This is a genomic window from uncultured Pontibacter sp., assembly GCF_947495565.1.
GTDB lineage: Bacteria > Bacteroidota > Bacteroidia > Cytophagales > Hymenobacteraceae > Pontibacter.
The window spans coordinates 61814-87047 of the sequence record NZ_CANLZM010000011.1; the positions used below are offsets into that span (position 1 = coordinate 61814).

Annotated in this window: 26 protein-coding genes; 18 read left to right on the plus strand and 8 right to left on the minus strand. The window is 48.9% G+C overall.

The window, feature by feature from the left end; genetic code table 11:
* Window positions 1-43: 43 nt before the first annotated feature.
* The 4 genes from rnhA to aroQ all read right to left on the minus strand — a co-directional run bounded on the left by rnhA (window position 44) and on the right by aroQ (window position 2879).
* Window positions 44-508 (minus strand): ribonuclease HI, encoded by a 465-nt coding sequence (rnhA, locus tag Q1B04_RS14235; RefSeq protein WP_299759886.1) that lies wholly within the window; start codon window positions 506-508, stop codon window positions 44-46.
* Between the two features lie 79 nt (window positions 509-587).
* The gene (locus Q1B04_RS14240) at window positions 588-1148 is read right to left on the minus strand and encodes a MarC family protein (protein WP_299759889.1); all 561 of its coding nucleotides are present in this window, start codon (window positions 1146-1148) and stop codon (window positions 588-590) included.
* Window positions 1149-1290: 142 nt separating this feature from the next.
* Window positions 1291-2352 carry an aminotransferase class V-fold PLP-dependent enzyme gene (locus tag Q1B04_RS14245; RefSeq protein WP_299759891.1) on the minus strand — a complete coding sequence of 354 codons (1062 nt, stop codon included), beginning with the start codon at window positions 2350-2352 and terminating at the stop codon, window positions 1291-1293.
* Window positions 2353-2432: 80 nt separating this feature from the next.
* A complete protein-coding gene (aroQ, locus tag Q1B04_RS14250; RefSeq protein WP_299759893.1) occupies window positions 2433-2879 on the minus strand; it encodes a type II 3-dehydroquinate dehydratase in 447 nt (148 codons plus the stop codon).
* Window positions 2880-3062: 183 nt separating this feature from the next.
* On the opposite strand from aroQ, the gene xerD reads away from it, so the two are divergent.
* The 15 genes from xerD (at window position 3063) to Q1B04_RS14325 (ending at window position 18542) form a co-directional block, all read left to right on the plus strand.
* Window positions 3063-3962, plus strand: a complete 900-nt coding sequence (gene xerD, locus Q1B04_RS14255) for a site-specific tyrosine recombinase XerD (protein WP_299759895.1) — start codon at window positions 3063-3065, stop codon at window positions 3960-3962.
* A 32-nt stretch (window positions 3963-3994) separates the two neighbouring features.
* Window positions 3995-4714, plus strand: a complete 720-nt coding sequence (locus Q1B04_RS14260; protein WP_299759897.1) for a VIT1/CCC1 transporter family protein — start codon at window positions 3995-3997, stop codon at window positions 4712-4714.
* Between the two features lie 192 nt (window positions 4715-4906).
* Window positions 4907-5938, plus strand: coding sequence for a quinone-dependent dihydroorotate dehydrogenase (locus tag Q1B04_RS14265; RefSeq protein ID WP_299759899.1), 1032 nt, complete (start codon window positions 4907-4909; stop codon window positions 5936-5938).
* Between the two features lie 75 nt (window positions 5939-6013).
* Window positions 6014-8644, plus strand: coding sequence for a DNA translocase FtsK (locus Q1B04_RS14270; RefSeq protein ID WP_299759901.1), 2631 nt, complete (start codon window positions 6014-6016; stop codon window positions 8642-8644).
* 25 nt (window positions 8645-8669) lie between these two features.
* Window positions 8670-9314 carry an outer membrane lipoprotein carrier protein LolA gene (locus Q1B04_RS14275; protein WP_299759903.1) on the plus strand — a complete coding sequence of 215 codons (645 nt, stop codon included), beginning with the start codon at window positions 8670-8672 and terminating at the stop codon, window positions 9312-9314.
* A gap of 155 nt (window positions 9315-9469) precedes the next feature.
* Window positions 9470-10297: an orotidine-5'-phosphate decarboxylase gene (gene pyrF, locus Q1B04_RS14280; RefSeq protein WP_299759905.1), complete on the plus strand. Its 828-nt coding sequence runs from the start codon at window positions 9470-9472 to the stop codon at window positions 10295-10297.
* Window positions 10298-10459: 162 nt separating this feature from the next.
* A complete protein-coding gene (locus Q1B04_RS14285) occupies window positions 10460-11308 on the plus strand; it encodes a hypothetical protein (RefSeq protein ID WP_299759907.1) in 849 nt (282 codons plus the stop codon).
* A 130-nt stretch (window positions 11309-11438) separates the two neighbouring features.
* The gene (locus Q1B04_RS14290) at window positions 11439-11939 is read left to right on the plus strand and encodes a hypothetical protein (RefSeq protein ID WP_299759909.1); all 501 of its coding nucleotides are present in this window, start codon (window positions 11439-11441) and stop codon (window positions 11937-11939) included.
* A 65-nt stretch (window positions 11940-12004) separates the two neighbouring features.
* On the plus strand, window positions 12005-12346 hold the full coding sequence (locus Q1B04_RS14295; RefSeq protein WP_299759911.1) for a zinc ribbon domain-containing protein YjdM: 342 nt from the start codon (window positions 12005-12007) through the stop codon (window positions 12344-12346).
* 106 nt (window positions 12347-12452) lie between these two features.
* The gene (locus tag Q1B04_RS14300; protein ID WP_299759913.1) at window positions 12453-12917 is read left to right on the plus strand and encodes a DUF1456 family protein; all 465 of its coding nucleotides are present in this window, start codon (window positions 12453-12455) and stop codon (window positions 12915-12917) included.
* Window positions 12918-13029: 112 nt separating this feature from the next.
* Window positions 13030-14313, plus strand: a complete 1284-nt coding sequence (locus Q1B04_RS14305; RefSeq protein ID WP_299759915.1) for a DUF2851 family protein — start codon at window positions 13030-13032, stop codon at window positions 14311-14313.
* Window positions 14310-15608, plus strand: coding sequence for a hypothetical protein (locus Q1B04_RS14310; RefSeq protein ID WP_299759917.1), 1299 nt, complete (start codon window positions 14310-14312; stop codon window positions 15606-15608). Before Q1B04_RS14305 ends, Q1B04_RS14310 begins: the two co-directional genes overlap by 4 nt.
* A 58-nt stretch (window positions 15609-15666) precedes the next feature.
* On the plus strand, window positions 15667-16302 hold the full coding sequence (locus Q1B04_RS14315) for a NeuD/PglB/VioB family sugar acetyltransferase (RefSeq protein WP_299759919.1): 636 nt from the start codon (window positions 15667-15669) through the stop codon (window positions 16300-16302).
* A gap of 244 nt (window positions 16303-16546) precedes the next feature.
* Entirely contained in the window at window positions 16547-17515 is a 969-nt protein-coding gene (locus tag Q1B04_RS14320; protein WP_299759921.1) for a rhodanese-related sulfurtransferase, read from the plus strand.
* A 169-nt stretch (window positions 17516-17684) separates the two neighbouring features.
* Window positions 17685-18542, plus strand: coding sequence for a nucleoside phosphorylase (locus Q1B04_RS14325; RefSeq protein ID WP_299759923.1), 858 nt, complete (start codon window positions 17685-17687; stop codon window positions 18540-18542).
* A gap of 110 nt (window positions 18543-18652) precedes the next feature.
* On the opposite strand, the gene Q1B04_RS14330 is transcribed toward Q1B04_RS14325, so the two are convergent.
* From Q1B04_RS14330 to Q1B04_RS14340, 3 genes are all read right to left on the minus strand, one after another.
* A complete protein-coding gene (locus Q1B04_RS14330; protein ID WP_299759926.1) occupies window positions 18653-18952 on the minus strand; it encodes a hypothetical protein in 300 nt (99 codons plus the stop codon).
* 136 nt (window positions 18953-19088) lie between these two features.
* Window positions 19089-19388 (minus strand): hypothetical protein, encoded by a 300-nt coding sequence (locus Q1B04_RS14335; protein WP_299759928.1) that lies wholly within the window; start codon window positions 19386-19388, stop codon window positions 19089-19091.
* A gap of 81 nt (window positions 19389-19469) precedes the next feature.
* On the minus strand, window positions 19470-20480 hold the full coding sequence (locus Q1B04_RS14340; RefSeq protein WP_299759930.1) for an acyl-CoA reductase: 1011 nt from the start codon (window positions 20478-20480) through the stop codon (window positions 19470-19472).
* A gap of 115 nt (window positions 20481-20595) precedes the next feature.
* Here Q1B04_RS14340 and Q1B04_RS14345 point away from each other — a divergent pair, with 115 nt between their 5' ends.
* The 3 genes from Q1B04_RS14345 (at window position 20596) to Q1B04_RS14355 (ending at window position 24377) form a co-directional block, all read left to right on the plus strand.
* Complete coding sequence (locus Q1B04_RS14345; RefSeq protein ID WP_299759932.1) at window positions 20596-20946, plus strand: 4Fe-4S dicluster domain-containing protein; 351 nt, start codon at window positions 20596-20598, stop codon at window positions 20944-20946.
* Window positions 20947-21019: 73 nt separating this feature from the next.
* Window positions 21020-21598 carry a pentapeptide repeat-containing protein gene (locus tag Q1B04_RS14350; RefSeq protein WP_299759934.1) on the plus strand — a complete coding sequence of 193 codons (579 nt, stop codon included), beginning with the start codon at window positions 21020-21022 and terminating at the stop codon, window positions 21596-21598.
* 142 nt (window positions 21599-21740) lie between these two features.
* Window positions 21741-24377 (plus strand): valine--tRNA ligase, encoded by a 2637-nt coding sequence (locus Q1B04_RS14355; protein WP_299759936.1) that lies wholly within the window; start codon window positions 21741-21743, stop codon window positions 24375-24377.
* Window positions 24378-24464: 87 nt separating this feature from the next.
* On the opposite strand, the gene Q1B04_RS14360 is transcribed toward Q1B04_RS14355, so the two are convergent.
* The gene (locus Q1B04_RS14360) at window positions 24465-25127 is read right to left on the minus strand and encodes a hypothetical protein (protein ID WP_299759938.1); all 663 of its coding nucleotides are present in this window, start codon (window positions 25125-25127) and stop codon (window positions 24465-24467) included.
* Window positions 25128-25234: the final 107 nt, after the last annotated feature.

Sequence of the window (25234 nt, forward strand, 5' to 3'; positions counted from 1 at the left end):
TAGCGAGCATCAAGTTTTCTCAATCACGCATTCTCTCCTTAAATTAACTCGGCTGGCATGCCCCGGACTCAAAGCCCTGATCTATGAGCAGGTTAGAGGATAGGGCACTGGCTACGGCAAGTTCATCGCAGCGTTCGTTTTCCGGGTGGCCTGCGTGGCCGCGAATCCAGACGAATTTTACTTTATGCTTCGGGTACACGCGCAGAAAGCGAGACCACAAATCGGAGTTAGCCTTGCCTTTAAAACCTTTCTTCTGCCAGCCAAACACCCAGCCTTTCTCCACGGCATCTACCACATATTTAGAGTCGGAGTAAACGGTAACCGGCATGCCCGGTTTGGTAATTGCCTCCAAGCCCTTGATCACGGCAAGCAGCTCCATGCGGTTGTTTGTCGTTTTACGGAACCCCTCTGTCAACTCCTTCTCATGCTGCTTCCAGCGCAAAATAGTGCCGTAGCCGCCCGGCCCCGGATTGCCTCTGGAAGCTCCGTCTGTATATAATTCGATCATAGTATAAGTGGTGAATGAGTGGTTGGGTGAATGAGCGAATGTTTTGTACTCACTCATTCACTCAACCACTCATTCAAAATTACAAATTTGTTTTAAACAGTTTGATGGCGATAGCCAGCAGTATGATACCGAACACCTTACGTAGCACGTTGGCACCGTCTTTACCCAGTTTACGCTCTATCCAGCTGCTTGCCTTCAGTACAATGTATACAAACACTAGGTTCAGCACAATGCCTACCAGCACATTCGGGAGCGAGTAAGCCGCGCGCAATGAGAGCAGCGTCGTCATGGTGCCGGCACCTACAATAAGCGGAAACGCCAGCGGCACAATAGATCCGCTCTTGCTTTCCGGGTCAGAATGAAAGAAGTCTTTGCCCAGGATCATCTCCAGACCTATTAAAAATATAATAATGGCACCGGCCATGGCAAAAGACTCGAAGTCGATACCGAACAGGCTCAGGATAGACTGCCCCAGAAAAAGAAACGCAATCATCAGCACCCCTGAGATAACCGTTGCTTTCTCCGACTCAATTTTCCCCTCCCGCTTGCGCAGGTCAATTATGATCGGGATAGAACCAATGATATCAATCACGGCAAACAGCGTGAGCGTAACCGACGCTATCTCTTTTATGCTAAACACAGTGAGTTAGGAAGTTAGAGAGTTAAAGAGTTAGAAAGTTAGAGCATCTGGAGCTAAAGTGTTAAAAAGTTAGGGATGGTTTGAGAGGCTATAGACTTGCCATGCAAAATAACTCCTAAACGCTCTAACTCCTCAACTCCAATCAGGCGTAGTAATGCAGGAAAAAGCGCTTCAGCTCCTCGTACTCCTCATCCTGTATGGCCGGGAAGTTAGCGATGCGAAACGTATTGCGTGCCCATGCCCCGTAGCCGTTGCCAAGGCGAATGTTGTGGTGCAGCGCGCGCTTCTTGGCATCTTCTACCAGTTTATCGGTGCCCTGCAGCGTTATAACAGTTTTAGACCGGACTTCCTCATTTTCTATCAGCGGCTTAAAATCAACAAACTGCTCAAAGAAAGTATACAAGTCCTGTGCGCGGTCTGTCAGGTGCTGCTCTATGCCTTTTATGAATGGGCGGTCTTCGAGCATACGCTTGAGCAGGTAAATGTTTAGCTCGTTGGGCGTATGAGTGGTCTGGTAGTTCAGCATCTTCTCGTACATCGGCACAAGGCTGTTGTAGTGGTTGCGCTCGGCCATCTTTTTGGCCCTGAAAATAGCGCGTGGCGAACAGGCCATCACTGCCAGCCCCGGAGGCAGGCCAAAGCACTTTTGCACGGAGGCAAACCAGATATCAGCCTTAATCAGCTTCAGGTTTAGCCCAGCCATAGAAGAGGTGGCGTCCACGGCGATTAGCGTGTCGCGGAAGCGGTTGTGTAGGTTCAGGATAGTGGTAGGGCTTACCTGTGTGCCGTTGGAGGTTTCGTTCTGCGTAAAGCAAATCAGTTCTGTATCCGGGCTAATCTGCAGGTCGCTCACCGGCATCGGCTCGTTCACATCAAACTGTAAACCCTCGGACGCAGAACGCAGCTTTTGGGCATACTCAAACCATTTCTCCCCGAAAGAGCCGTTGTAAATATGGTAGCTTTTGTGCTTCGTCAGGCTCTGGATCAGGATTTCCCAGCATTCTGTGGCCGAAGAGGCGAAGAAAATGTAGTAGTCCTGCGGGATGTTGAGCTTGCGCTTGATAGAGTTCACCACCGCCCGCGACATCTGCACAAACTGCTCACTCCGGTGGGGAGTGTTCAGAATGCCCTCGTCGTACGCATCTGCCAGGTAAGTGCGAACTTCAGGGTATACTTTAGATGGGCCAGGATAGAAGTTAAGCATGAGGCGGTGATTTTATATAGCTTTTATACTATATTTTAAAAGTCGTAATAACGAACCTATAACGGCCCGGGTTACATGATTTATACATTAAAACCGATCTGGTTTGGCTTTAGGCGCTCAAAGTGCTGTAGGGCAAGTCGGTAACTTTCTAACCCGAAACCGCTGATGCTGCCTTTGCAGTAAGGTGCAATCATACTTTTCTGGCGCCAGGCTTCGCGGGCGTACACGTTGGATATGTGCACCTCCACCACCGGCGTGTCAATGGCCTTAATGGCATCAGACAAAGCCACCGAAGTATGAGTATACGCACCAGCATTAAACACAATGCCTTTGTGGCTAAAGCCTACTTCGTGCAGCTTATCTATAAGCGTGCCCTCTGTGTTTGATTGGAAATAAGACAGCTCCAGCCCCGGAAAGGCCTCTTTCAGCTCCTCAAAATAATCTTCAAAAGAGCGGCTGCCATAAATTGCTTTTTCGCGCACCCCCAGCAAGTTCAGGTTTGGGCCGTTTAGAATAAGTATCTTCATAGTTTTAAGTATGCAAATTTCCAATGTCACAAAGGTAAGGATTAACTATCTTTGCTGTTTAAAAATTGTTTGATTGTTGGATCAGGATTTACAGGATGGAAGGATGAACAGGATTAAAATCCACTCATTCACACATTCAGGATTCTCTAACTCCCAAACTTCTTAACCATCTAACTCTCTAACGTGAACTGGCGCATCTGTTTAAAGCAATTTGAGGAGTACCTGAAGCTGGAGAAATCGCTGTCGAAGCACTCTGTAGAGGCTTATGGGCGCGATATGCGCAAGCTGGTGGAGTTTTTGGATGCACGGGGGCTGCAGGTGGCGCCGGAGAATATCTCGCCGGCCATACTTCGTGATTTTCTGGAGTGGATAAATGAACTGGGCATGACGCCGCACTCGCAGGCCCGCACGCTGTCTGGCATACGTGCCTTTTACAAGTTCCTCATCATGGAAGACATGATGCAGACTGACCCCACCGATACCATTGAAGCCCCGAAGCTAAGCCGTAAACTGCCTGATACGCTGGCTTTTCATGAAATAGAGCAATTGCTGGCCGCCATTGACCTCTCTACGCCAGAGGGCACCCGCAACCGCGCCATACTGGAAACGCTCTACAGCTCCGGCCTGCGTGTATCCGAACTGCTTGACCTGCGCATCAGCAATTTGTACGAAGATGCCGGTTTTCTCAAAATAGCGGGTAAGGGGGAGAAAGAGCGCCTGGTGCCGATTGGGCGCGATGCCTTAAAGCACATCAAACTATACCGTGAGGGCATCCGCTGCCACCTTACTATTAAAAAAGGCCACGAAGACATACTTTTCCTGAACCGCCGGGGAGCAAAACTGACCCGCGTAATGGTGTTCACCATCATAAAAGACCTGACAGCCAAAGCCGGGATTCAGAAAACCGTTAGCCCCCATACGTTCCGGCACTCCTTTGCCACGCATTTAATAGAGGGCGGCGCTGATCTGCGCGCTGTGCAGGAGATGCTGGGCCACGAGTCCATCACCACCACTGAGATTTACACGCACCTCGACCGCGATTATCTGAAGCAAGTGATCAAAGATTTCCACCCAAGAAGCTGATACTGCGTTAGAGAAACCAAAACCATACGGTTATGGAAGAACCTCATGCAACAGGCGGCACCGGTTTACTGAGCAAAGCGTTTTTGCCGGAGTTTGTGTACGGCGGCATAGACGGAGCCATTACCACTTTTGCCGTAGTGGCCGGTTCTACAGGTGCCAACCTCGATATTCCGGTCGTTATTATACTTGGTTTTGCCAACCTGATAGCAGATGGCTTCTCTATGTCGGTAGGTAATTTTTTCTCCACGAAAGCAGAGATTGATAATTACGATAAGCACAAGGCCACAGAGTATTGGGAGGTGGAAAACCTGCGGGAGACGGAGGTAGAGGAGATCCGCAGCATCTACCGGAGAAAAGGCTTTACAGGCGAACTTCTGGAGCAGGTGGTAGAGGTAATAACATCCGACAAAGAAGTATGGGTGGACACGATGATGAAGGAGGAACTGGAACTGTCCAAAGATCATAAATCGCCCTACCAGACCGCTGGCATGACCTTCGGCTCTTTTCTGCTGATTGGCTTTATACCTTTGGCGGCTTATGTTTTCGCGCTGCTTTTTGACACAAGTAAAGATAGCCTCTTTTTGTACGCCTGCCTTCTCACTGGCCTGGCGCTAAGTATAATAGGTGCGCTTAAAAGTACGGTTAACAATAAAAACGTGCTGCAGGGCATCGCTGAAACACTTTCTTTGGGTGGCATAGCCGCTATTCTGGCATACTTTGTAGGTGATGTGCTGGAGAATCTTTTCAGGTAAAGTATAAATAGCGCTGCCTAACTACAAGCTGCAAGCATACATTCGGGCATCCCAGTAAACGCAAAGCATCGGCCTTAGCAAGTATAAACAAGCTTTAGTTTTACCCTCGCCATCTAAAAAATCCTCTTTACCCAACAATCATTAAATCCTAATCCTATCTTTGCAGGCAAGTATAACCTAACCTGATACACCGTGTACAAAAGCCTCCTGCGCCCGCTGCTTTTCCAACTCGATCCCGAGAAAGTGCATTACTTGTCTACCGACGCTTTACGTGCTTCCCTGAAGCTGCCCTTTGCCAAAAGCATTACCGAAAGTATGTTCAAGGTAGAAAACCCGAGGCTGGAACGCGAGCTGTTTGGCCTGAAGTTTCCGAACCCGGTGGGCCTTGCCGCTGGCTTTGATAAGGATGCAAAACTGGTAGACGAGCTGGCTGAGTTGGGTTTTGGCTTTGTGGAGATCGGCACGCTGACCCCCAAACCGCAAACCGGAAACGAGAAGCCGCGCCTGTTCCGTTTGCCGCAGGACCAAGCCATTATAAACCGCATGGGCTTTAACAACGAAGGCGTAGACGCTGCTGTGCGGAGGCTGGAGAAGCGCAAGAGCAACATTATTGTGGGCGGCAACATCGGCAAAAACAAAGTAACACCTAACGAGGAGGCGCTCAGCGATTATTTATACTGCTTCCGGGCGCTGTTCCACGTGGTAGATTACTTTGTGGTGAACGTGAGCTCGCCTAACACCCCGGACCTGCGCGCGCTGCAGGACAAGGAGCCGCTGCAAAAACTGATGGTGTCGCTGCAAGAGGAGAACCAGAAGATGGGCACGCCTAAGCCGCTGCTGCTCAAAATTGCCCCGGACCTTAACCTGAACCAGCTAAACGATATCATTGAAATTGCGATAGAGGCCAAGCTGAGCGGCATTATCGGTACAAACACTACCATCAGCCGCCAAGGGCTGCACACACCGGAGGCACAGGTAACAGAAATAGGAATGGGCGGCCTGAGCGGAAAACCACTCACCATTCCATCCACACAAATTATACAGCACCTGCGCACGTTTTTACCCCCGGAGATTCGTTTGATTGGCGTGGGCGGAATAATGACAGCCGCCGATGCGGTTGACAAGCTGAATGCCGGCGCTGATCTGGTGCAACTCTATACTGGCTTCATCTACGAGGGACCATCCCTGGTGAGCCAGATCAACAAAAAATTACTTTCCAGGTAAGCTACATTCGGGCAGTTAGGCTAAGGCTTTGCCACGAAAAAGTGTAAATTTGGGATTCTAACGATAGCTGAGGGTATGGCCAAAAACACTTACAGAGACGACACGCTGCAAGCAGGGCGGAAGAATGAGGTGCGTGGTAAGAATGAGCCACGTGGGGCAAATGTGCCAAAAGGGCAGAAGCCGAAGAAAGAAAAGAAAAAATGGTCTTTCCGGATTCCGAGGCCCCGGATTAATCTAAGAATCGGTTTTCTGCAGGACCGTCGCTTTAAGCTGACGATGGGCTTCACGTTTCTGCTTTTCTCCTTTTTCCTGACGATTGCCTTCGTATCCTACCTGTTTACCGGCAACGCTGACCAGAGCGTAGTGGAAACCGTGAGCGGCTCCGGCCTTAAAGAATCCGGGAAAGAAGCAGAGAACTGGCTGGGCCTTTTCGGTGCCTGGCTATCGCATATCTTTATAAATGACTTGGTAGGCATTGGCGCCTTCTTTTTTATACCTGTCCTGTTTTTTACAGGCTCTAAAATCGTTTTTAAGCGGGTTAATGTATCGCTGAGCTATGTGCTGGGGCTTTGCAGCTTCAGTATGCTATGGCTGAGCCTGCTTATGGGCTATATCGTGTTCTCGATGGATGCCGTTGGCCCTTTTGGCTTTTTAGGCGGAGCTGTGGGTATAGAAACAGCCATCTGGCTAAACAGCCTGATAGGTTGGGGCTCCTGGCTGCTGCTTGGGTTCCTGCTGTTGGTGTTTGTGGTAAGCTTCTTCAATATCACAAATGTTAACTGGGGCACTTCTAAGGCTGCAACACTGGCTACCGAAGGTGCCGGCGCAGAACGAAACTACGCCGAAAGCCTGGGCGATGTGCTGGGCGCAAAGGCTAACAGCGTAAACCACAACGCAGACCCAACGGCCTCGCTGGAGTATGAAGACGATGAAGAGGAGGTGCCGTTTGATGATAGCGACGACGCAGAAATAAACCGCGCCCTGGAAATGGAGCTAAGCGCCCTGCAGCAGCAGGAGCAAAAGCCTGAACCGCCAGCCGCGCCCGAGAAACCTGCCGCACCTGCTCTGGAACTGGATATCGACCTGCCGGAAGATACGTTTCTGGATGATGCCATGGCGGACGACGAAGACGAGGAGCCGGAAATGGCGCTGCAAATTGAGGAAGTGCCGGAGGAGGAGACCGCCATCGGCAACATGGAGAACTATGACCCGACGCTGGATCTGGCCCGTTACCAATACCCGCACATCGACCTGCTGACGGACTATGGTGTAAATAAAATTCAGGTAAGCAAGGAAGAACTGGAGGCCAACAAAGACAAGATTGTTGAAACACTTGGCCACTACAACATAAGTATAGCCAGCATTAAAGCCACCATTGGCCCAACGGTTACGCTGTACGAGATTGTGCCTGATGCCGGAGTGCGAATCTCCAAAATCAAAAACCTGGAAGATGATATTGCTCTAAGCCTTGCCGCGCTGGGTATCCGTATTATTGCCCCGATTCCGGGTAAAGGTACGATTGGTATTGAGGTGCCGAACACCAAAAAGGAGATGGTATCTATCAAGTCCATACTTTCCACGGAGAAGTTTATGAAGAGCGACATGGATCTGCCGATCGCTTTTGGTAAAACCATCACCAACGAGGTGTTTGTGACGGACCTAGCCAAAATGCCGCACTTGCTCATGGCGGGTGCCACGGGCCAGGGTAAATCCGTTGGCTTAAATACCATACTTACCTCTTTGCTGTACAAGCGCCACCCATCGCAGCTCAAGTTTGTGCTCGTGGACCCGAAGAAGGTAGAATTATCGCTGTTCAACAAGATTGAGCGCCACTTCCTGGCCAAGCTGCCGGATAGCGAGGAAGCCATCATTACCGATACCAAAAAGGTAGTGAACACGCTGAACTCGCTCTGTATGGAAATGGATATGCGCTACGACCTGCTGAAGGATGCCGGCTGCCGCAACCTCAAAGAGTATAACCGCAAGTTTGTGGAGCGCAAGCTGAACCCACAGAAGGGCCACCGCTTTATGCCATACATTGTGCTGGTGATAGATGAGCTTGCCGACCTGATGATGACCGCCGGTAAGGAGGTGGAAACCCCGATTGCGCGTTTGGCACAGCTGGCCCGAGCCATTGGTATACACCTGGTGGTGGCTACGCAGCGCCCATCGGTAAACGTAATCACGGGTATAATTAAGGCGAACTTCCCGGCGCGTATCTCCTTTAAAGTAACTTCTAAAATTGACTCACGCACCATTCTGGATGCCGGTGGCGCTGACCAACTTATTGGCCAGGGCGATATGCTCTTCTCCATTGGCTCAGACATGATCCGTATTCAGTGTGCCTTTGTGGATACACCGGAGGTAGACAGGATTTGTGAGCACATTGGCGAGCAGCAGGGGTACAGCGATGCTTACCTGTTACCAGAGTTTGTGGGCGATGAAGGCGGAAACGATAAAGCCGACTTTGACGCCAGCAACCGCGATACCCTGTTTGAGGAAGCCGCCCGCGTTATTGTGCAGCACCAGCAGGGAAGCACCTCGCTGCTGCAGCGCCGCCTGAAGCTGGGCTACAACCGCGCAGGCCGCCTGATAGACCAGTTGGAGTCGGCGGGCATTGTTGGTCCGTTTGAAGGAAGCAAGGCGCGCGAAGTTTTAATTCCGGACGAGTACAGTTTGGAACAGTTATTGAATACCCTCGGGTAGAATGTTTAAACGACTTACTTACGACATGAAAAATTTACTATCTCTACTGCTGGTTATGCTGATGTTTGTATCTGTGGCGAATGCGCAGCAGGATCCTCAGGCCTCAAAAATCCTGAACGCCATGAGCCAGAAGTATAGAAGCATGAAAGCTTTTAAAGCTGATTTTGCGCAAACCCTAGAAAATCCTTCCGCTAAAGTAAAGGAAACCATGAACGGCAACATTACCGTAAGCGGCGACAAGTATAGACTGGGCGTTAGCGGCCAGGAGATCATCAGCGATGGCAAGAACATGTACACTTTCCTGAAGGATGCCAACGAAGTAACTATTACTGAAGCCGATGAAGAGGCAGAGGCTATGGCACCAAGCAAGATCTTCGACATGTATAAAAAGGGCTACAAGTATGCGTATGCCGGCACAGAAACCCTGGGCGGCGTGAAGCACGACGTAATCGAGCTTTCTCCTGAAGACCGTAAGAACCCGATCTACAAAGTACGCCTGTACATCAGCCAGAAAGACAAGACCCTGAAAAGCTGGAAAATGTTCCGAAATAACGGCAACCAGTACAGCTACACCATCAATAACTTTCAGGCAAACCCAACCCTCGCCTCCGATGCCTTTACCTTTAACAAGGCCAAGTATAAAGGCGTAACCGTGGTTGATTTAAGATAACATAACCTCTATGATATAGAAAAGGCTGCTCCGTGTGGGGCAGCCTTTTCTGTTACAGACCCGTGTTAAAGCATGCATCCCGTAAAATAGACTGCTAAAGTTTCCGGCTGTGCGCCAAATTCATACTTTTGTAGAAACCAAACAGCCCGCAAGCCATGACAAGAGAGCAGCTTTTTGAGCAAATCCTAAAGAAAAAATCATACTTATGCATCGGCCTCGATACGGACCCGCAGAAACTGCCGCAGCACCTGCTGGAGTTTGAAGATCCGGTTTTCGAGTTCAACCGCCAGATAATTGAGGCAACCGCCGATTTGTGCGTGGCTTATAAGCCGAACATCGCTTTTTATGAGGCGCAGGGGCCGCAAGGTTGGGTAAGCCTGCAGCGCACGCTGGAAATTATTCCGAAGGAGATTTTTACGATTGCTGATGCCAAGCGCGGCGATATCGGGAACACTTCGGAGCTGTATGCGCGTGCCTTTTTCGAGAACATGACTTTTGACTCGGTTACCGTTGCCCCATACATGGGCGCCGACTCGGTGAAGCCTTTCCTGAAGCAGGATGGCAAGTGGGTTATACTTTTGGCCCTGACCTCTAACGCTGGCAGCCAGGATTTCCAGATGCTGCGCCTGGAGGATGGCAACGAGGAATACCTGTTTGAGCAAGTGCTGCGAACAAGCCAAGAGTGGGGCACAGCCGATAACATGATGTATGTAGTGGGTGCCACCCAGGCAGATTATGTGCAGCGCGTGCGCCGGGTAGCACCGGACAGCTTCCTGCTGGTGCCGGGTGTGGGTGCCCAGGGCGGCAACCTGGAAGAGATTTCGCGGAACGGCATGAACCGCCAGTGCGGCCTGCTGGTAAACTCTGCCCGCGCCATCATTTACGCCTCCTCTGGCTACGACTTTGCCGAACGCGCCCGCGAAGCTGCCTTCGTAGTACAGCGAGAGATGGAAGCGCTGCTTGAAGAGTTGGTGGTAGGGTAGGTTTAGCTTCGTAGAAGTATTATAGGTTCTATATATAGTGTATTCGTTAGTCTGATTCCGTTTAGCCGCCGTTTTTGGGCGTATATATGGATTAGACATCCTTATATACAGTAGTTGGCTGTCATTTGTAGCTTATTCCTAATAAATTGATACCAAACTTTGATGATAGAAGGACTGTTCACTAAAGAGATCTTCCATTTTACACAACCTATTGATTACTCGATTGCAGAGCAATTGCTACAGTTGCCTAAATTAAGAGTAATTCAGTTTCATGAAACTAAACCAGACGAAGTAACTTTAAATATTTTAAATGAAGTCGTTTTTAAAAAAAGGCAAGATATAACACTGAGAGTTTACGGTTATAAAGATAAATGGGCAGACATAAGTTTTTTGCATTTTCTTCCTAATGTTGAGAGGTTTAGCTGGAACACAGCTGTTTTTGGTTCGGTTGAGCCACTATACAAATTAAAGAAACTTGTTCATCTGGGTCTTGGGTTTCGACAACCGAAAAAGATTAGTTTAAAGTTTGGTTTAGATTTTAAAGATACTTTGGAAAGTATTGATCTTATAGGAGACTATAAAGATATTACCACAACCGTTTCAGAGCTTAAAAATTTAAGAACAATCGGATTTACCTCAACAAAATTAAAGGGCTTCGATTTCTTACAAGACATTCCAATAGAATCATTTGCAAACTATGGGGGACGGGTAAAAGAATTTAAGTTCTTACAAAATATTCACTCACTTAGGAAATTGTTTATAAAGACAAATTCAAAAATCGATAGTATTGATTTTATAGAACAATTACCCAATCTTGAAGAAATAAATCTCCAATATATTTCTAAAGTGGTAAGATTTCCAAAGTGCGATCATTTAGTAAATTTAAGACGATTATACGCATTTCAATGTAATCGTCTCGAAGACATAAGTGAAGTAAAAAAGTTGAAAAATTGTGATATATATATTGTAGGAAATAGCCTTCCAAATCGACACTATATCAAAAACATTTAGTAAAACTACAGCTAACCCTTTGCAGTTTAAACCCTTGCTGTGCTACGGGCTTCAGCTACACCACACCGTTACCACCAATTTAAAAATGCGCTAAGAGAGCGCATGAACAAAGTATCTACAATTAGAAAACGTGAACGATTCAACGAATATTTGTTTGGCTTGTGGGTGCTGCTGCGACGGTACCATGATTGGTTTTGTTGAGGTTGACTCTGATGAAGTTCCAAGATTAAGAGAGTTATTAGAGTTGGAGGAGGCAAACGAGAGGGGCTTCTTCATGCAACCCTGCAAAAGGTTTTGCGATGGCTGTACCATTTACGAGCAAAGGCCCAAGAGATGTGCCAGCTTTCAATGCGGACTTTTAATAGCTGTCGAGCAGAAGGAGATAGCTTTCAACGCGGCTGTTGAAATAGTAAAGGTAGTCAAGCAAAAACGAATCGACATTGAAGAAAAGCTAGCAAAACTAGATTTAGAGCTGCAATCTAAGTCGTTTTACTTTAAAATGGTCGAGTTGAAAAATCTGTTCAATAGAGCAACTCCTGAATCATCCTTATTGCAGGGCCATCAAGATTTAAAATCGGATCTCGAGCAACTCGATCAATTGCTGTCAGAAAAATTTAATCTCTCTTTTTAATAAAACTTGCAAGAGAGCACCTTGGTAATCAGTTTAAGACAAAATAGTAGAAATAAAACAGCGCTATGCCAGAAGAAATGAAGCAGTGCCCCAAATGCAGTTCGCCGTATGGCTATGCGATGGGCGACGAAACGTATGCCTGCCCGGAGTGCGGAAATGAGTGGAATGTTAATGAAGTTGAAGAGGAGGCAGGGGCAAAGGTACTGGACGCTAACGGGAACGTACTTCAGGATGGAGATGCTGTTGTTGTAATAAAGGACTTACCGGTAAAAGGCGCCCCGAAACCGGTAAAAGCAGGTACAAAAGTTAAAAATATCCGCTTAACGGACGGAGACCACAACATAGACTGCAAAATAGATGGCTTTGGCTCCATGGCACTTAAATCAGAGTTTGTGAGGAAGGCATAGCTCTCAAGCAAAATATTCAGAGCCATACTTTGAAATAAGTAAAAGTAACAACCCATGCTATGTGCGCCAGCCAATAGCCTGCTGCATACAGAAATTTAAATAATCAATGACAAAAAACGATATACTACGCCGCATCCGCTATACTTTTGATTACGGCGATAATAAAATGATAGACCTTTTTGGCTCCGGTGGCCAGCAGGTAACGCGTGCCGAGGTAAGCGACTGGCTTAAAAAAGAGGATGACCCGGAGTATAAAGAGCTGGGCGATGAGCAACTGGCGGCTTTCCTGAACGGCTTCATCAACGAAAACCGTGGCAAAAAGGAAGGTCCGCAGCCCGAGCCGGAGAAAAAACTGAACAACAACATCATTCTGCGCAAGCTTAAAATCGCCCTCAACCTGAAGGACGAGGATATACTGGACATACTCGATTTAGTGGATTTCAGGCTGAGCAAGCATGAACTCAGTGCATTTTTCCGTAACCCAAGCCAGAGCCAGTACCGCCCGCTAAAAGACCAGATACTGCGTAACTTCCTGCATGGTATGCAGCTAAAGTATCACGGCAAAAGCTAGAAGCAGCTTAGCCACGAACGATATAGCGCCTGCTCCTTAATCCGGGCAGGCGCTGTGGTTTACAGTTGATTTTAAAGTATACTTTCCGCATCTTGAAGTATAAATCCGGCTCATGAAAGAAGATTTCCTGCACTACATCTGGCAGCATCAGTATTTTGATAAAACAGCACTTGCCACTACCGATGGCGAGCCGCTGCAGGTGCTGCGCGTAGGTTTCTACAACACCGATGCCGGCCCGGATTTTAAAGAAGCCATACTTAGGTTGGGCGAAGTAGAGTGGTCGGGGAGTGTGGAAGTGCACCTGAAAGCATCTGACTGGCACCGCCACCAGCACCAGCACGACCTGAAGTATGACCAGGTGGTGTTGCATGTAGTATGGCAAGCCGACCAACCTGTGCTGCGAACAGATGGCTCCACGGTGCCAGTCGTTGAACTGCAGGGGCGCGTAGACCTGGGCATGATCCATACCTATGAGCAGCTGCAGCAATCAAAAAACGAAATTCCCTGTGCGCCGTTTTGGCCAAGCGTTCCGGAAGTTAACAAGGCCCTAATGCTGGAGCGGGCACTGGTAGAGCGGCTGGAGGAGAAAGGGGAGGAGGTGCTGCAGGCATACCGCAGTTACGGCAATGATTGGGAACAGGCAACTTACCACACGTTGCTTCGCGGCTTCGGCTTTAAAATTAACCAGCCCGCTTTTGAGCAGCTGGCAAAATCGTTGCCGTTCCACGTGGTGCGCCGGCACCAACACAACCTGCCCCAACTGGAAGCGCTGCTTTTAGGGCAGGCAGGTTTTTTGGCCGATGCCGAAGATGCTTATGCGCAGCAGCTGCAGCGAGAGTATACTTTTTTGCAGCACAAGTATAAACTGCAGCCTATGCCCCGGCACCAGTGGAATTTTCTGCGCATGAGGCCAGCTAACTTTCCTACTGTGCGGCTGGCGCAATTGGCAGGGCTGCTGCACCAGCATCAATCGCTTTTTACTAAATTGCAGGAGGCAGGTGCCGTTAAAAAGTATGAGCAGTTGTTTCAGGCGCCAGTTTCTGATTACTGGCTAAAGCACTACATGTTCGGCCGTGAGAGCAAGGGTATTTCCAGAGGTTTGGGCAAAAGCAGCGCGCAGAATTTGGTGATTAACGTAGCTGTGCCTATACTTGCCGCCTATGCCAGCCACAACAGCGACCGCACCTTGCTGGATAAAGCCATAAATCTGCTGGAGCAGGTACGAGAGGCAAGCAACAAATACACGCGGCAGTACGAGGCACTTGGCTGGCAAGCTAATTCCGCTGCCGACAACCAGGCGGCGCTGGGGCTGTATAAACGCTACTGCCACCCCGTAAACTGCATGCGCTGCGCCATAGGCAACCAAATCATGAAAAAGAATAAAGCTGCCCTGTGAGTATCCTGCTCGTTTACCTGCTCAACGCACTCATACTCTCGGGCTTAGTGTACTGGATGTACCGGCAAAACTGGGCACGAACTATTCAGCCATATTTTACGCCGGCACTGGGGCTGAAGGTGCTGGCGGCGGTGGCGTTGGCCATTCTTTTTGCTAACGGGCTCATGCTCGGTGATCGGTCTACTTACCATTTGGGAAGCATGAGGCTGTGGCAGTATGCGCAGGAGCAACCTATGGCTTACCTAAGGCTGCTGCTCTTCAACCAGTTTGCTAGCGAAGAGATAAAGGCTTCGCTGCCGTTTACAGATTGGGCTGATGTTTTGAACTCCTTCTTTTTTATTAAGCTCATCAGCATATTAAATTTTATTACAGCAGGCAATTACCTGATCAATAACCTTTACTTAGCGATTTATAGTTTCTGGGGCAGTGCCTACCTGGTGGCAGTGCTGGCCAGGCAGTACCCAAAGTATAAATTAGCGGCAGCCATTGCCTTTCTTTTCTTCCCGACGGTGCTGGTTTGGAGCGTAGGCTTACTGAAAGACCCGCTGATGTACGGCAGCATGTGTTGGCTAACGGGGGCTGCGTTGGCATTAGCGCATCGGCAAAAGCTGGCAGCCGGCAGTTATCTGTTGCTGCCTCTGCACCTATATTTTTTTGTTAAGATCAGGATGTTTTATGCTGCTTTGCTGCTGCCGCTTCTGCTGGTATACCTGCTGTTGCAACGGCTAAAGGCAAACTATACTGTACTGCGGCCTTTGCGGGCACAGTTGCTGTTTTACGGAGTAGTGGCCGCAGCGGCAATAGGTGTGGTCGCTTTTATTTTCAGAGATAAGCTGCTGGTTAATTACCTGCCGCTCTACATTCATAAAAGTTACGTTGAGATGCTGCCGCGTGCCTTGGGCAAACCTCATGTAGCACTGGAAGGACTTCAACCGACGTTGCCAAGCCTGCTGCTGCACTACCCCAAGGCTATGTTAAGCTCTATTTACCGCCCCTTTATCGGAGAGTCCTGGAAGCCGTTGTATTTGGCAAGCGCCCTGGAAAATCTGCTGTTACTGTTCCTGACGGTTTTAAGTATGGCATCGGCATTCAGAAAAAAGGCAAGTATAAAGATAGAGCTGTTGCACGTAGTATTCTTGGTTTTTATACTTGTGATGGCGGGCGTAACGGGGCTCTCAACCCCAAACTTTGGCACCCTGAGCCGCTACCGCATCGTGTACCTGCCGTTTCTGGTATACCTGCTGCTGCAGAACGTATATGCGCAGCGCCTGCTGCAGCGTTTGCGGCTGCCGTAGCCATACTTTTAAACTCCCGCACTTCTTCGTAACTTTGCGCCTTATTTAAGATTGATTTATGCAAAATCCTGTGATCATACTAGGTGCCCAAAAGCTGGGTACCACCGCATTAGATATATTTAACAGTAACAGCGTTATCGTGTACTGCTTTCTGGATGATAACCAAAAGCTGCAGCAGGAAGAGGTGAACAACGTGGCGGTGATGAGCAATACCGAAGACAATGAGTTTCTGAAGCTGGTAGGTAAAACCTGCGACGTGTTTGTGGCGGTGGAGGATTCCGCGGCGCGCAAAGGCTTGATCAAAATGCTGAAGGATGAGCACAAAGTAGTGCCGGTAAACGCTATTCACCGTTTCAGTGCCGTGTCAGAGCATGCTTGGCTGGGCCATGGTAACCTGGTGGGTGCTGGTGCTATTATCAGCAACAACGCCAAGGTTGGCGATAACTGTATCATTAATGCAAGAGCGTTGGTAGATGCGAAGGCGGAGATTGGCAACGATGTAGAGATCGGCGCTGGCGCTATCATTAACTCAGAAGCTGTGGTGGAAGACGGAGCCTTTATCGGAACGGGCGCTGTTATTGTGTCTGGTGTAAAGGTAGGGAAGAACGCCCGCGTTGGCGCCGGTTCTGTGGTAGTGGCCAATGTGCCTGCCAAAGCCACTGTTTTCGGAAATCCCGCTGCCGCAGTAAAGTAAACTTTTATACTTGCCCCGGCTGTTACAAATCTGATAAAAGTCATTTTGCGGCAGAACGGTAATTTATACTTTTGCAGTGAAATTTTGAGTAAGCGATTGATTGAATGAGCGAATATGAAAGATCAGACCTGATCCTATTTGTCCGCACTTATCCTGAAAATCCTGATTCAGACAATTAAACAATATAACCATAGCTCCGAAGGAGCAAATAATTTATTTAACACTTAGCCGAAACTAAGCAGTTATGAACAAACCATACAGCATACTACTGTACTATTGCTACGCGCCGATCGAAGACCCGGAGGCGTATCGTGAGCAACACCACTTACTTTGCCTGGAGCTTAACCTGCTCGGCCGTATCATTGTATCCAAGGAAGGCCTAAATGGCACCGTTTCCGGTCTGAAAGAAGACTGCGAACAGTACATGGCCACTATGCATGCCGATCCGCGTTTCGCTAAAACCGACTTTAAGGTAGATACCTCGGATGCTCATGCTTTTACCAAACTGCATGTGCGTACGAAGTCCGAAATCGTGCATTCAGGATTGCTGCACATCGACCCGAACGCGCGCACAGGCAAGCACCTGGAGCCGAAGGAGTTTAAGGCGATGAAGGACCGCGACGATGTGGTGGTACTCGATGTGCGCTCAGATTACGAGCACAGCGTAGGCCGTTTCAAAAATGCGGTTACCCTGGACATCGAGAACTTCCGTGAGTTTCCGGAGAAGGTAAATGAGCTGAAGGAAAAGTATAAAGACAAGAAGATCCTGACCTACTGCACCGGCGGCATTAAGTGCGAGAAGGCAAGCGCCTTTTTGCTGGAGCAGGGTTTCGAGGATGTATACCAGCTGCACGGCGGTATCATAAAGTATGGCATGGAGGCAGGCGGTGAGGATTTTGAGGGCAAATGCTACGTGTTCGATAACCGCGTGGCCGTTGACGTGAACAAGGTGAACCCAACTGTTGTTTCGGAATGCCATGTATGCCGCACTAAAAGCGACCGCATGGTGAACTGCGCTAACCCGGTTTGTAACCTGCACGTGTCCATCTGCGAAGCCTGTGGCTGGGAAATGGAAGGCGCCTGCTCTACCGAGTGCAAAGAACACCCGGAAAAACGCCCTTACGACGGCACCGGCTATTACCAGAAAGAGCTGAACGGCTATAATCCGCTTAAAGGGTTTAACCGCAGAAAGAAAACTGACGTACAAGTATAAGTATTCTCTAAAACTCAGAAAAGCGTGCGCTCACAAGCCACGCTTTTCTTGTTTTTATACCTTTGTATCAGGACCACTCTTTAAAGAGATAAATAAAGCTCCCCTCCTTGGTTAAGGCGGGCTAGGGGTGGTTTGTCAATATTACCAGATAAAAGCATTAACTAAAACTATGGCTGCTATTCCAGAATCAGAACTGATCATCAACCCAAACGGCACGGTTTATCACCTTAACCTACTGCCCGAGCATATATCCGATACGATCATAACCGTAGGCGACCCGGAGCGTGTAGCTAAGGTGAGCCAGCATTTTGATACGATGGAAGTGCAGATTGCCAAGCGCGAGTTTGTTACCCACACAGGTTACTACAAAGGCAAGCGCCTGACCGTGATCTCAACCGGAATGGGCACCGATAACATCGATATTCTGATGAATGAGCTGGATGCGCTGGTAAACATCGATTTTCAGAGCAGGGAGGTAAATGAGGAGAAGATAAAGCTGAGCATTGTGCGCATTGGTACCTCCGGCTCTCTGCAGGAAACGGTACCGCTCGGAAGCCACCTGGCCTCGCATACAAGTGTTGGCCTGGACACGCTGATGGAGTTCTACCCACTGGAGCAGACGGAGGAAGAGCAAAGTATAACTGCCAAACTGCAGCATGAACTGGGACTGGGCTTCAGGCCATACTGCGTGACGGCTTCAGAAAGCCTCCTTCAGAAAATTGCTTTCGACATGGTGCCGGGCAACACGCTTACCTGCCCGGGTTTTTACGCACCGCAAGGGCGTGTGCTGCGTGGCGGCTTGCGTAACCAAAGCCTGCTGCATACTTATCAAAACTTCCGCCACAACGATTTTAAGCTCACAAACTTTGAGATGGAAACAGCTGGCTATTATAGCATGGGCCGCATTTTGGGCCACGAGATGTTGTCATTGAACGCCATTGTAGCCAACCGCATCACGCAAAAGTTCGCTGAAAACGCCGAGCAGGTAATAGACGATTTAATTGTGAAAGTGCTGGAGCGGATCTAAACAGTGCCTTTAAATTGGCATAAAACATAACAGCCTGCTCAAGTATGAGCGGGCTGTTATGTTTTATACTTACCTGAAATTAACTGGGGCGAGGGTTTGGGTTTCATGACTTAGCAGTAATTGATCTCTAAAATGGAGCGCAGCGGCAAAAACATACCTGATCGCAGCAGTACAAAATCCTTGTCTAACCCCCAAAGTGCGGCTTCTACTTTTTTCTTCTCGCCGGAGGCCGTCTTAAACGTGATGATGGACTTATTACGGTACGTGTTGCTTAAGATGGTGGCGCGGTTGGCAGCATAGTAACGGCGGCTTTTCGCATCAGAGTCTTGCAGCACGTCTTTCTTGCTGAACTGTAAGGTGGGGATTCGGTCTTTATTGATGAGTTGAGTGTCTTTCTTTTGATTTAGCATAGTTATCTATTTGGTTCATACTATATAGAGCAGATATCGTGCCGGAATGTTGTTTAAACATTATTGTGGAAAGGCAGCAAAAAAAAGCAAGTACGGGAATACTTGCCTGCTGCTAAAGTATAACAGGAAACCTATCTTAGAAAAACTCGATTCCAATAATAGAGGTAACAGGTATGGCACAACCGGCTTTAAGTGTCATAAACCTTTCATCTACTGCCCAAACAGTTGTATCCACGCGGTGCGGTTCGCCATCGGCTGTCTGAAAGGTTATTTCTACCTTACCCTGATACACGTTACCAAGGGAAGTGGCGCGGTTCAGGTCCCACATGCGTTTTTTGCGGGCTTCAGGGTCTGTGAGTACGTCATTGCGCCCAAAACGGAGAGTCGGAATTTGCTCCTTCTCCATCATCGGGATGGTGTTTACATAAGTTTCCATGTGCGGTTGGTTTGTTTAACTAAAACCAATATAGGAAACCGCTATCTAAATTGCAATGTTTTAACGCTGATTTTTAAGGAACTACAGGTGCTGCAGAAACTTCATCGTATCCACGCCGTCGGCATAATCCCATACCATCGGGCTCTGCGCCTCACCAAATGGAATACTGCTTTCAAACCAGCCATGCGCCGATACCAGCACCTGTGTCTTGTCTTTTACCTCTTGCAGCTTCTGGCGCAGGTCTGTAAGCGAGCTGAAGGTATCGTAAAATAGCACTGAGATAGGAGACACGAGCTTTTCACTTTGCTGTACCAGCATAAAGCCGTTATCGAAATGGGGCACACGGTTTACCAGAAGTATAGACTTGTTGTAGTCGTAGTTGTTCTGGTACTTGTGGTGGTCCAGTATGTTTTCGCGGTGCTGATTGGCTTCAAAGAATTTATCGAACTTATAGCCTTCTGGCACAAATACTTTGGATACGTTGCGGCAGCCCAGGCCGTAGTAACGGAAAATGTCCTCGCCCAGTGCCTTTAAGTCGTCAGGTTCCTCGTGGCCGGTAAGTATACCTATGCTGCTGCGGTTCTTGCGGATGATGTGCGGGCGGTTGGCAAAGTAGTACTCAAAGTAGCGAGCCGTGTTGTCGGAGCCGGTGGCAATAATAGCGTCCGCCTCTTTCAGCAAATCCACAAACTCAATGCAGCTGGCAAAAGCCGGCTCTATACCTATCAGCATGTTGGCGATGCGCTTCATGAGCATGTCGTCGCTCGAGCTGAGCTTGCTTAAAAGGAAGTGCCCGCTGATCAGCACCGACAGGAAATCGTGAAAACCGACCATTGGAATATTACCCGCCATCACTACGCCAACCTTCTTCGGTGAAACCTGTTTAAGGTGGTACGGGTAAAGCCACTCTCGGAGGTACTGCTCTTGCAGCATAGTAATAACGCCGTTGAGGGCACAGGATACATTCTCCTCTGTAAACCAGGTATTACGGGAGGCTGCCGCGTAGGCCCAGCTCTGCCGCTCTTCAGGCGTCAGGTTCTGCAGCTGTTTCCCGAGTTCTACAAAGGCTTCTATCCTGTTCTCTAATGTCATGGCAATTTGCGTGGCTTGTAAAAAATAACTTGATAGGGATACTGATTGTTCCTAATTTTGTTCGTTAAAAGAAACAGAAGTACAAAAGTATAAAAAATATACAGGAGATACGACTATGGCTATAATGATAACCGATGAGTGTATAAACTGCGGAGCCTGCGAACCAGAGTGCCCGAACACTGCTATTTACGAAGGCGGCGCGGAGTGGACCTGGGGCGGCGGTACTGCACTGACAGAGGTGGAGATAGACGGAGGCGAGGTAATTGCAGGAGATGAGCCGCAAACACCTATTTCAGATGAGTTTTACTACATCGTTTCAGATAAATGCACGGAGTGCATGGGCTTCCATGAGGAGCCGCAGTGTGCCGCCGTTTGCCCAGTGGATTGCTGCGTAGACGACCCGGACTACCGCGAGACGGAAGAAGAACTGCTTGGCAAAAAATCCTGGCTGCACCAGGAGGCATAAGTATAAACAGCATCAAGTCAGAAAACCTGTCTCTACAAAGGCAGGTTTTTTCTTTAGATAACCAGCAAAGTTGATGACGATGGAAGGACTGACGCACCAGGATAAAACGTTTGAGAAGATCGTGTACCAGAATAAGTCTGTCAAAAACAGGGAGTTTGAGGCATGCACCTTCAGAAACTGTGACTTTTCCGGAAGTGATTTTTCGCAAACCCGGTTTACAGACTGTACTTTTACAGGTTGCAACCTGGCTATGCTTAAGCTGCACCGGGCCACGCTTAGCAACGTTGTTTTTCGGGAGTGTAAGCTAACAGGCATAAACTTTAGCGAGTGCGAGGATGTATTGTTTACCGTTCGTTTTGAAGGAAGTATGCTGGATTATGCCTCCTTCGTGAACCGGAAAATGTCTAAAACGCACTTTACCCATACTTCCCTGAAAGGCGTAGATTTTTCAGGCGCGAACCTTAGCAGCGCCATGTTTGATAACACTGATTTGGACAGAGCTGTTTTTAACTACACCAACCTCACCACCGCTGATCTTTCCACAGCTTTTAACTTTGAGATAGACCCTGAGCTGAACACCATCAAAAAAGCAAAGTTCTCCCAATATGGCCTGCAGGGGCTGCTGGTAAAGTATAACCTGCACGTTGTCTAACTCTGATTTATACTTGCTGCAGGCGCAGGTTCACATTCCTGGCCTGTTCTGTCATTAACATTCCGCAATAATCAAGCAACAATTAAGACAAAATGCCTAATTTTGCTTTTTAGCGCAACACGCCCAAAACAACCCAAATACGATGTCGATTTCAACAAAATATAACCCCAAGGAAGTAGAGAAGAAGTGGTACGACAGCTGGATGCAGCGCGGCTTCTTCCACTCTGAGCCAAATCCGAATAAAGAGCCTTACACCATCGTGATTCCGCCGCCCAACGTTACAGGCGTGCTGCACATGGGCCATATGCTCAACAACACGATTCAGGATGTGCTTATTCGCCGTGCGCGTATGCAAGGCAAAGAAGCTTGCTGGGTACCGGGCACCGACCACGCCTCGATTGCCACAGAGGCAAAAGTAGTGGCCATGCTCAAAGAAAAAGGCATCAACAAAAGCGACCTGACGCGCGAGGAGTTTCTGGAGCACGCCTGGGAGTGGAAAGAGAAGTATGGCGGTATTATTCTGGAGCAGCTGAAAAAGCTCGGCGCCTCCTGCGACTGGGACCGTACCCGCTTCACGATGGAAGATGACATGAGCGCCGCCGTAATTGAGGTGTTTGTGGACCTGTTCCGCAAAGGCCAGATTTACCGTGGTGTGCGTATGGTAAACTGGGACCCACAGGGCCGCACGGCCCTTTCTGACGAGGAAGTGATTCCGAAAGATACAATGGCCAAGATGTACCACCTGCAGTACGAGGTGGTAGCAGACAGCGCATCTACAGAGCCGACTTATATTACAGTAGCTACCTCACGCCCGGAAACCATTATGGCAGACGTGGCCGTAGCCGTTAACCCGAACGATGAGCGCTACACGCGCCTGCACGGCAAATCTGTTCGCATTCCGCTTTTGGGCAAGGTGATTCCGGTTATACTTGATGAGTACGTAAGCATAGACTTCGGTACGGGCGCATTAAAAGTTACACCGGCCCACGACCTGAACGACTACGAGCTAGGGCAGAAGCACAAGCTGCCAACCATCGATATCCTCAACAACGACGGCACCCTGAACGAGCAGGCGCAGCTGTATGTGGGGCAGGATAGGTTTGCCGCCCGCCGAAACATTGTGAAAGATTTGCAAGAGACCGGAATGCTGGTGAAGATAGAAGAGTACGCCAGCGTGCTGCAAACCTCTGAGCGTACGGGTGCCGTAATTGAGCCGCGCCTCTCTATGCAGTGGTGGTGCAAAATGGACAACATGGCTAAGCCAGCGCTGGAGGCCGTGATGAACGACGAAATCCGCCTGCACCCGCCGAAGTTTAAGAACATGTACCGCTCCTGGATGGAGAACGTGCACGATTGGTGTATTTCGCGCCAGCTGTGGTGGGGCCAGCAGATACCGGCTTACTACCTGCCGGATGGCTCTTATGTAGTGGCTACCACGGCAGAAGAAGCACTTCGTCTAGCCCGTAAAGAAAGCGGCAATAACGAGCTGCAGCTGGAGGATCTACGCCAAGACGAAGACGTGCTGGATACGTGGTTCTCTTCGTGGCTGTGGCCGATTTCGGTGTTCAACGGCTTCAAAGACCCTGACAATAAAGATATTTCATACTATTACCCGACCAACGACCTCGTTACCGCCCCTGAAATTCTGTTTTTCTGGGTAGCGCGTATGATTATGGCGGGGTACGAGTTCCGTAATGAATTGCCGTTTAAAAATGTGTACCTGACAGGTATTGTGCGCGATACGCAGGGCCGCAAAATGTCGAAGCAGCTAGGCAACTCTCCGGATCCGCTGGACCTGATTGAGCAGTACGGTGCCGACGGTGTGCGTGCGGGTATGCTGTTCAGTTCTCCGGCCGGTAACGACCTGTTGTTTGACGAAAAACTGGTGGAGCAGGGCCGTAACTTCAGCAACAAAATCTGGAACGCTTTCCGTTTGATCAAAGGATGGGAGGTGGACGAGAGCCTGTCGTTCCCGAACGAAACGGCTGTGGCTTGGTTTGAGTCCCGCTTTAACGAGGCCTTTATCCAGATAGAGGACCACTTCAGCAAGTTCCGTATCTCTGACGCGCTGCTGGCGGTGTATAAACTGGTGTGGGATGATTTTTGCTCTAATTACCTGGAGATGATCAAGCCAGCCTACCAGCAGCCGATTGATAAGCAGACGATAGATGCCACCACCGCTTTCCTGGAGAAGGTGCTGAAAGTGCTGCACCCGTTCATGCCGTTCATCACAGAAGAGATCTGGCATGAGCTGAAAGAGCGCAAGAACAAGGAGTACCTGATCGTTTCGGCCTGGCCTAAGAAAGAAAAGTTCAATAAAGGCGTCATCGAGAAGATGGAAAGCGTGCTGAATATTGTGGGCGCTATCCGTAATGTACGCAACTCTAAAAACATCCCGAACTCCAAACAGCTGGATCTATCCATCAAGAACCTGAGCGGCACAAATTATGAGCCGTTCCTGGGCATTATCCGCAAGCTGGCAGGCATCAGCGAGGTAAGCTTTGTGAGCGATAACCTGGAGGGTGCGATCAGCTTTGTAGAGGCCGGAGACGAGTTCTTCATCCCGATGGAGGGCAACATTGACGTAGCCGCCGAGCGTGAGCGCCTGACAAAGGAGCTGGAGTACACCAAAGGCTTTTTGGCATCAGTGGATAAAAAGCTTAGCAACGAGCGTTTTGTGAGCGGTGCACCAGAGGCTGTGATCACCGCCGAGCGCAAGAAGAAAGCCGATGCAGAGGCAAAAATCAACGCGATTGAGCAAAGCCTGGCGGTGCTGTAAAGTATAAATCTATATAAAAAACAAATCGGCCGCTCTCGTAAGGGAGCGGCCGATTTGTTTTTTACTTGTAAATAAACTCTACACTGGTTAGTTCAAGTCAGCCGTTATTGCCTGCTGTTTTATTTTTGCAGCAGGTTTTTTGGAAGTTTTGATATAGCTGGTCTCTAGCTCAACGAAAATGGCGGTCAAATGTTTCTCAAATTTAGAAGAATGGCGCAGGCGTTGGCGCTCGTCTGTTCCAAACATGCCGCCACTGGTGTACACACGGTTCATGGTGCCCATGGTAGGGTGCGCGATGTCTTGGCTTAAGGCAAGCACCGCCTGAGTTTCATTTGCCGGGAAGTAGTAAAAGAAGGCATAGAACGGCAAGCCTGCCGAAACCATGGCCACTGGTACACCGAGTATACCGATGGCGCTTACCGCTAAACCGGCAGTACGTTGTTGAGGCGTGGTGTACTGAACATTTTCTATCCGGAGGAGCAAAGAGCTTTCGTCTTGGCAATCGATTAACTTAAAGGGGTGCGGCTGTGCATTGTATTGCACAATGTATGCATCAAGTTTGCTCTCGAACTGCTCCTGAAACTCCGGTGGCACCTCTTCTCCAAAAACCAGGCAAACGCCCAGTTGGTCAATTTGCTTCCCTTCCTGCATCGAGAGCTTTGCTGTGGTACACTGTGTGAACAGCAGCAGGCATAGGGGTAAAAGTATGTGCCAGCGCAGCACATGTGTTTTTCTGTAAATTTGCATCATAATAAGAGAGTTGGATTTGTATGGTGCAATATACTAGTTGCCAGTAATATACAATATAGTTGAAGTTTTATTTTTAATGAAGATGCAAGCTGGTGCATGTCCTGATA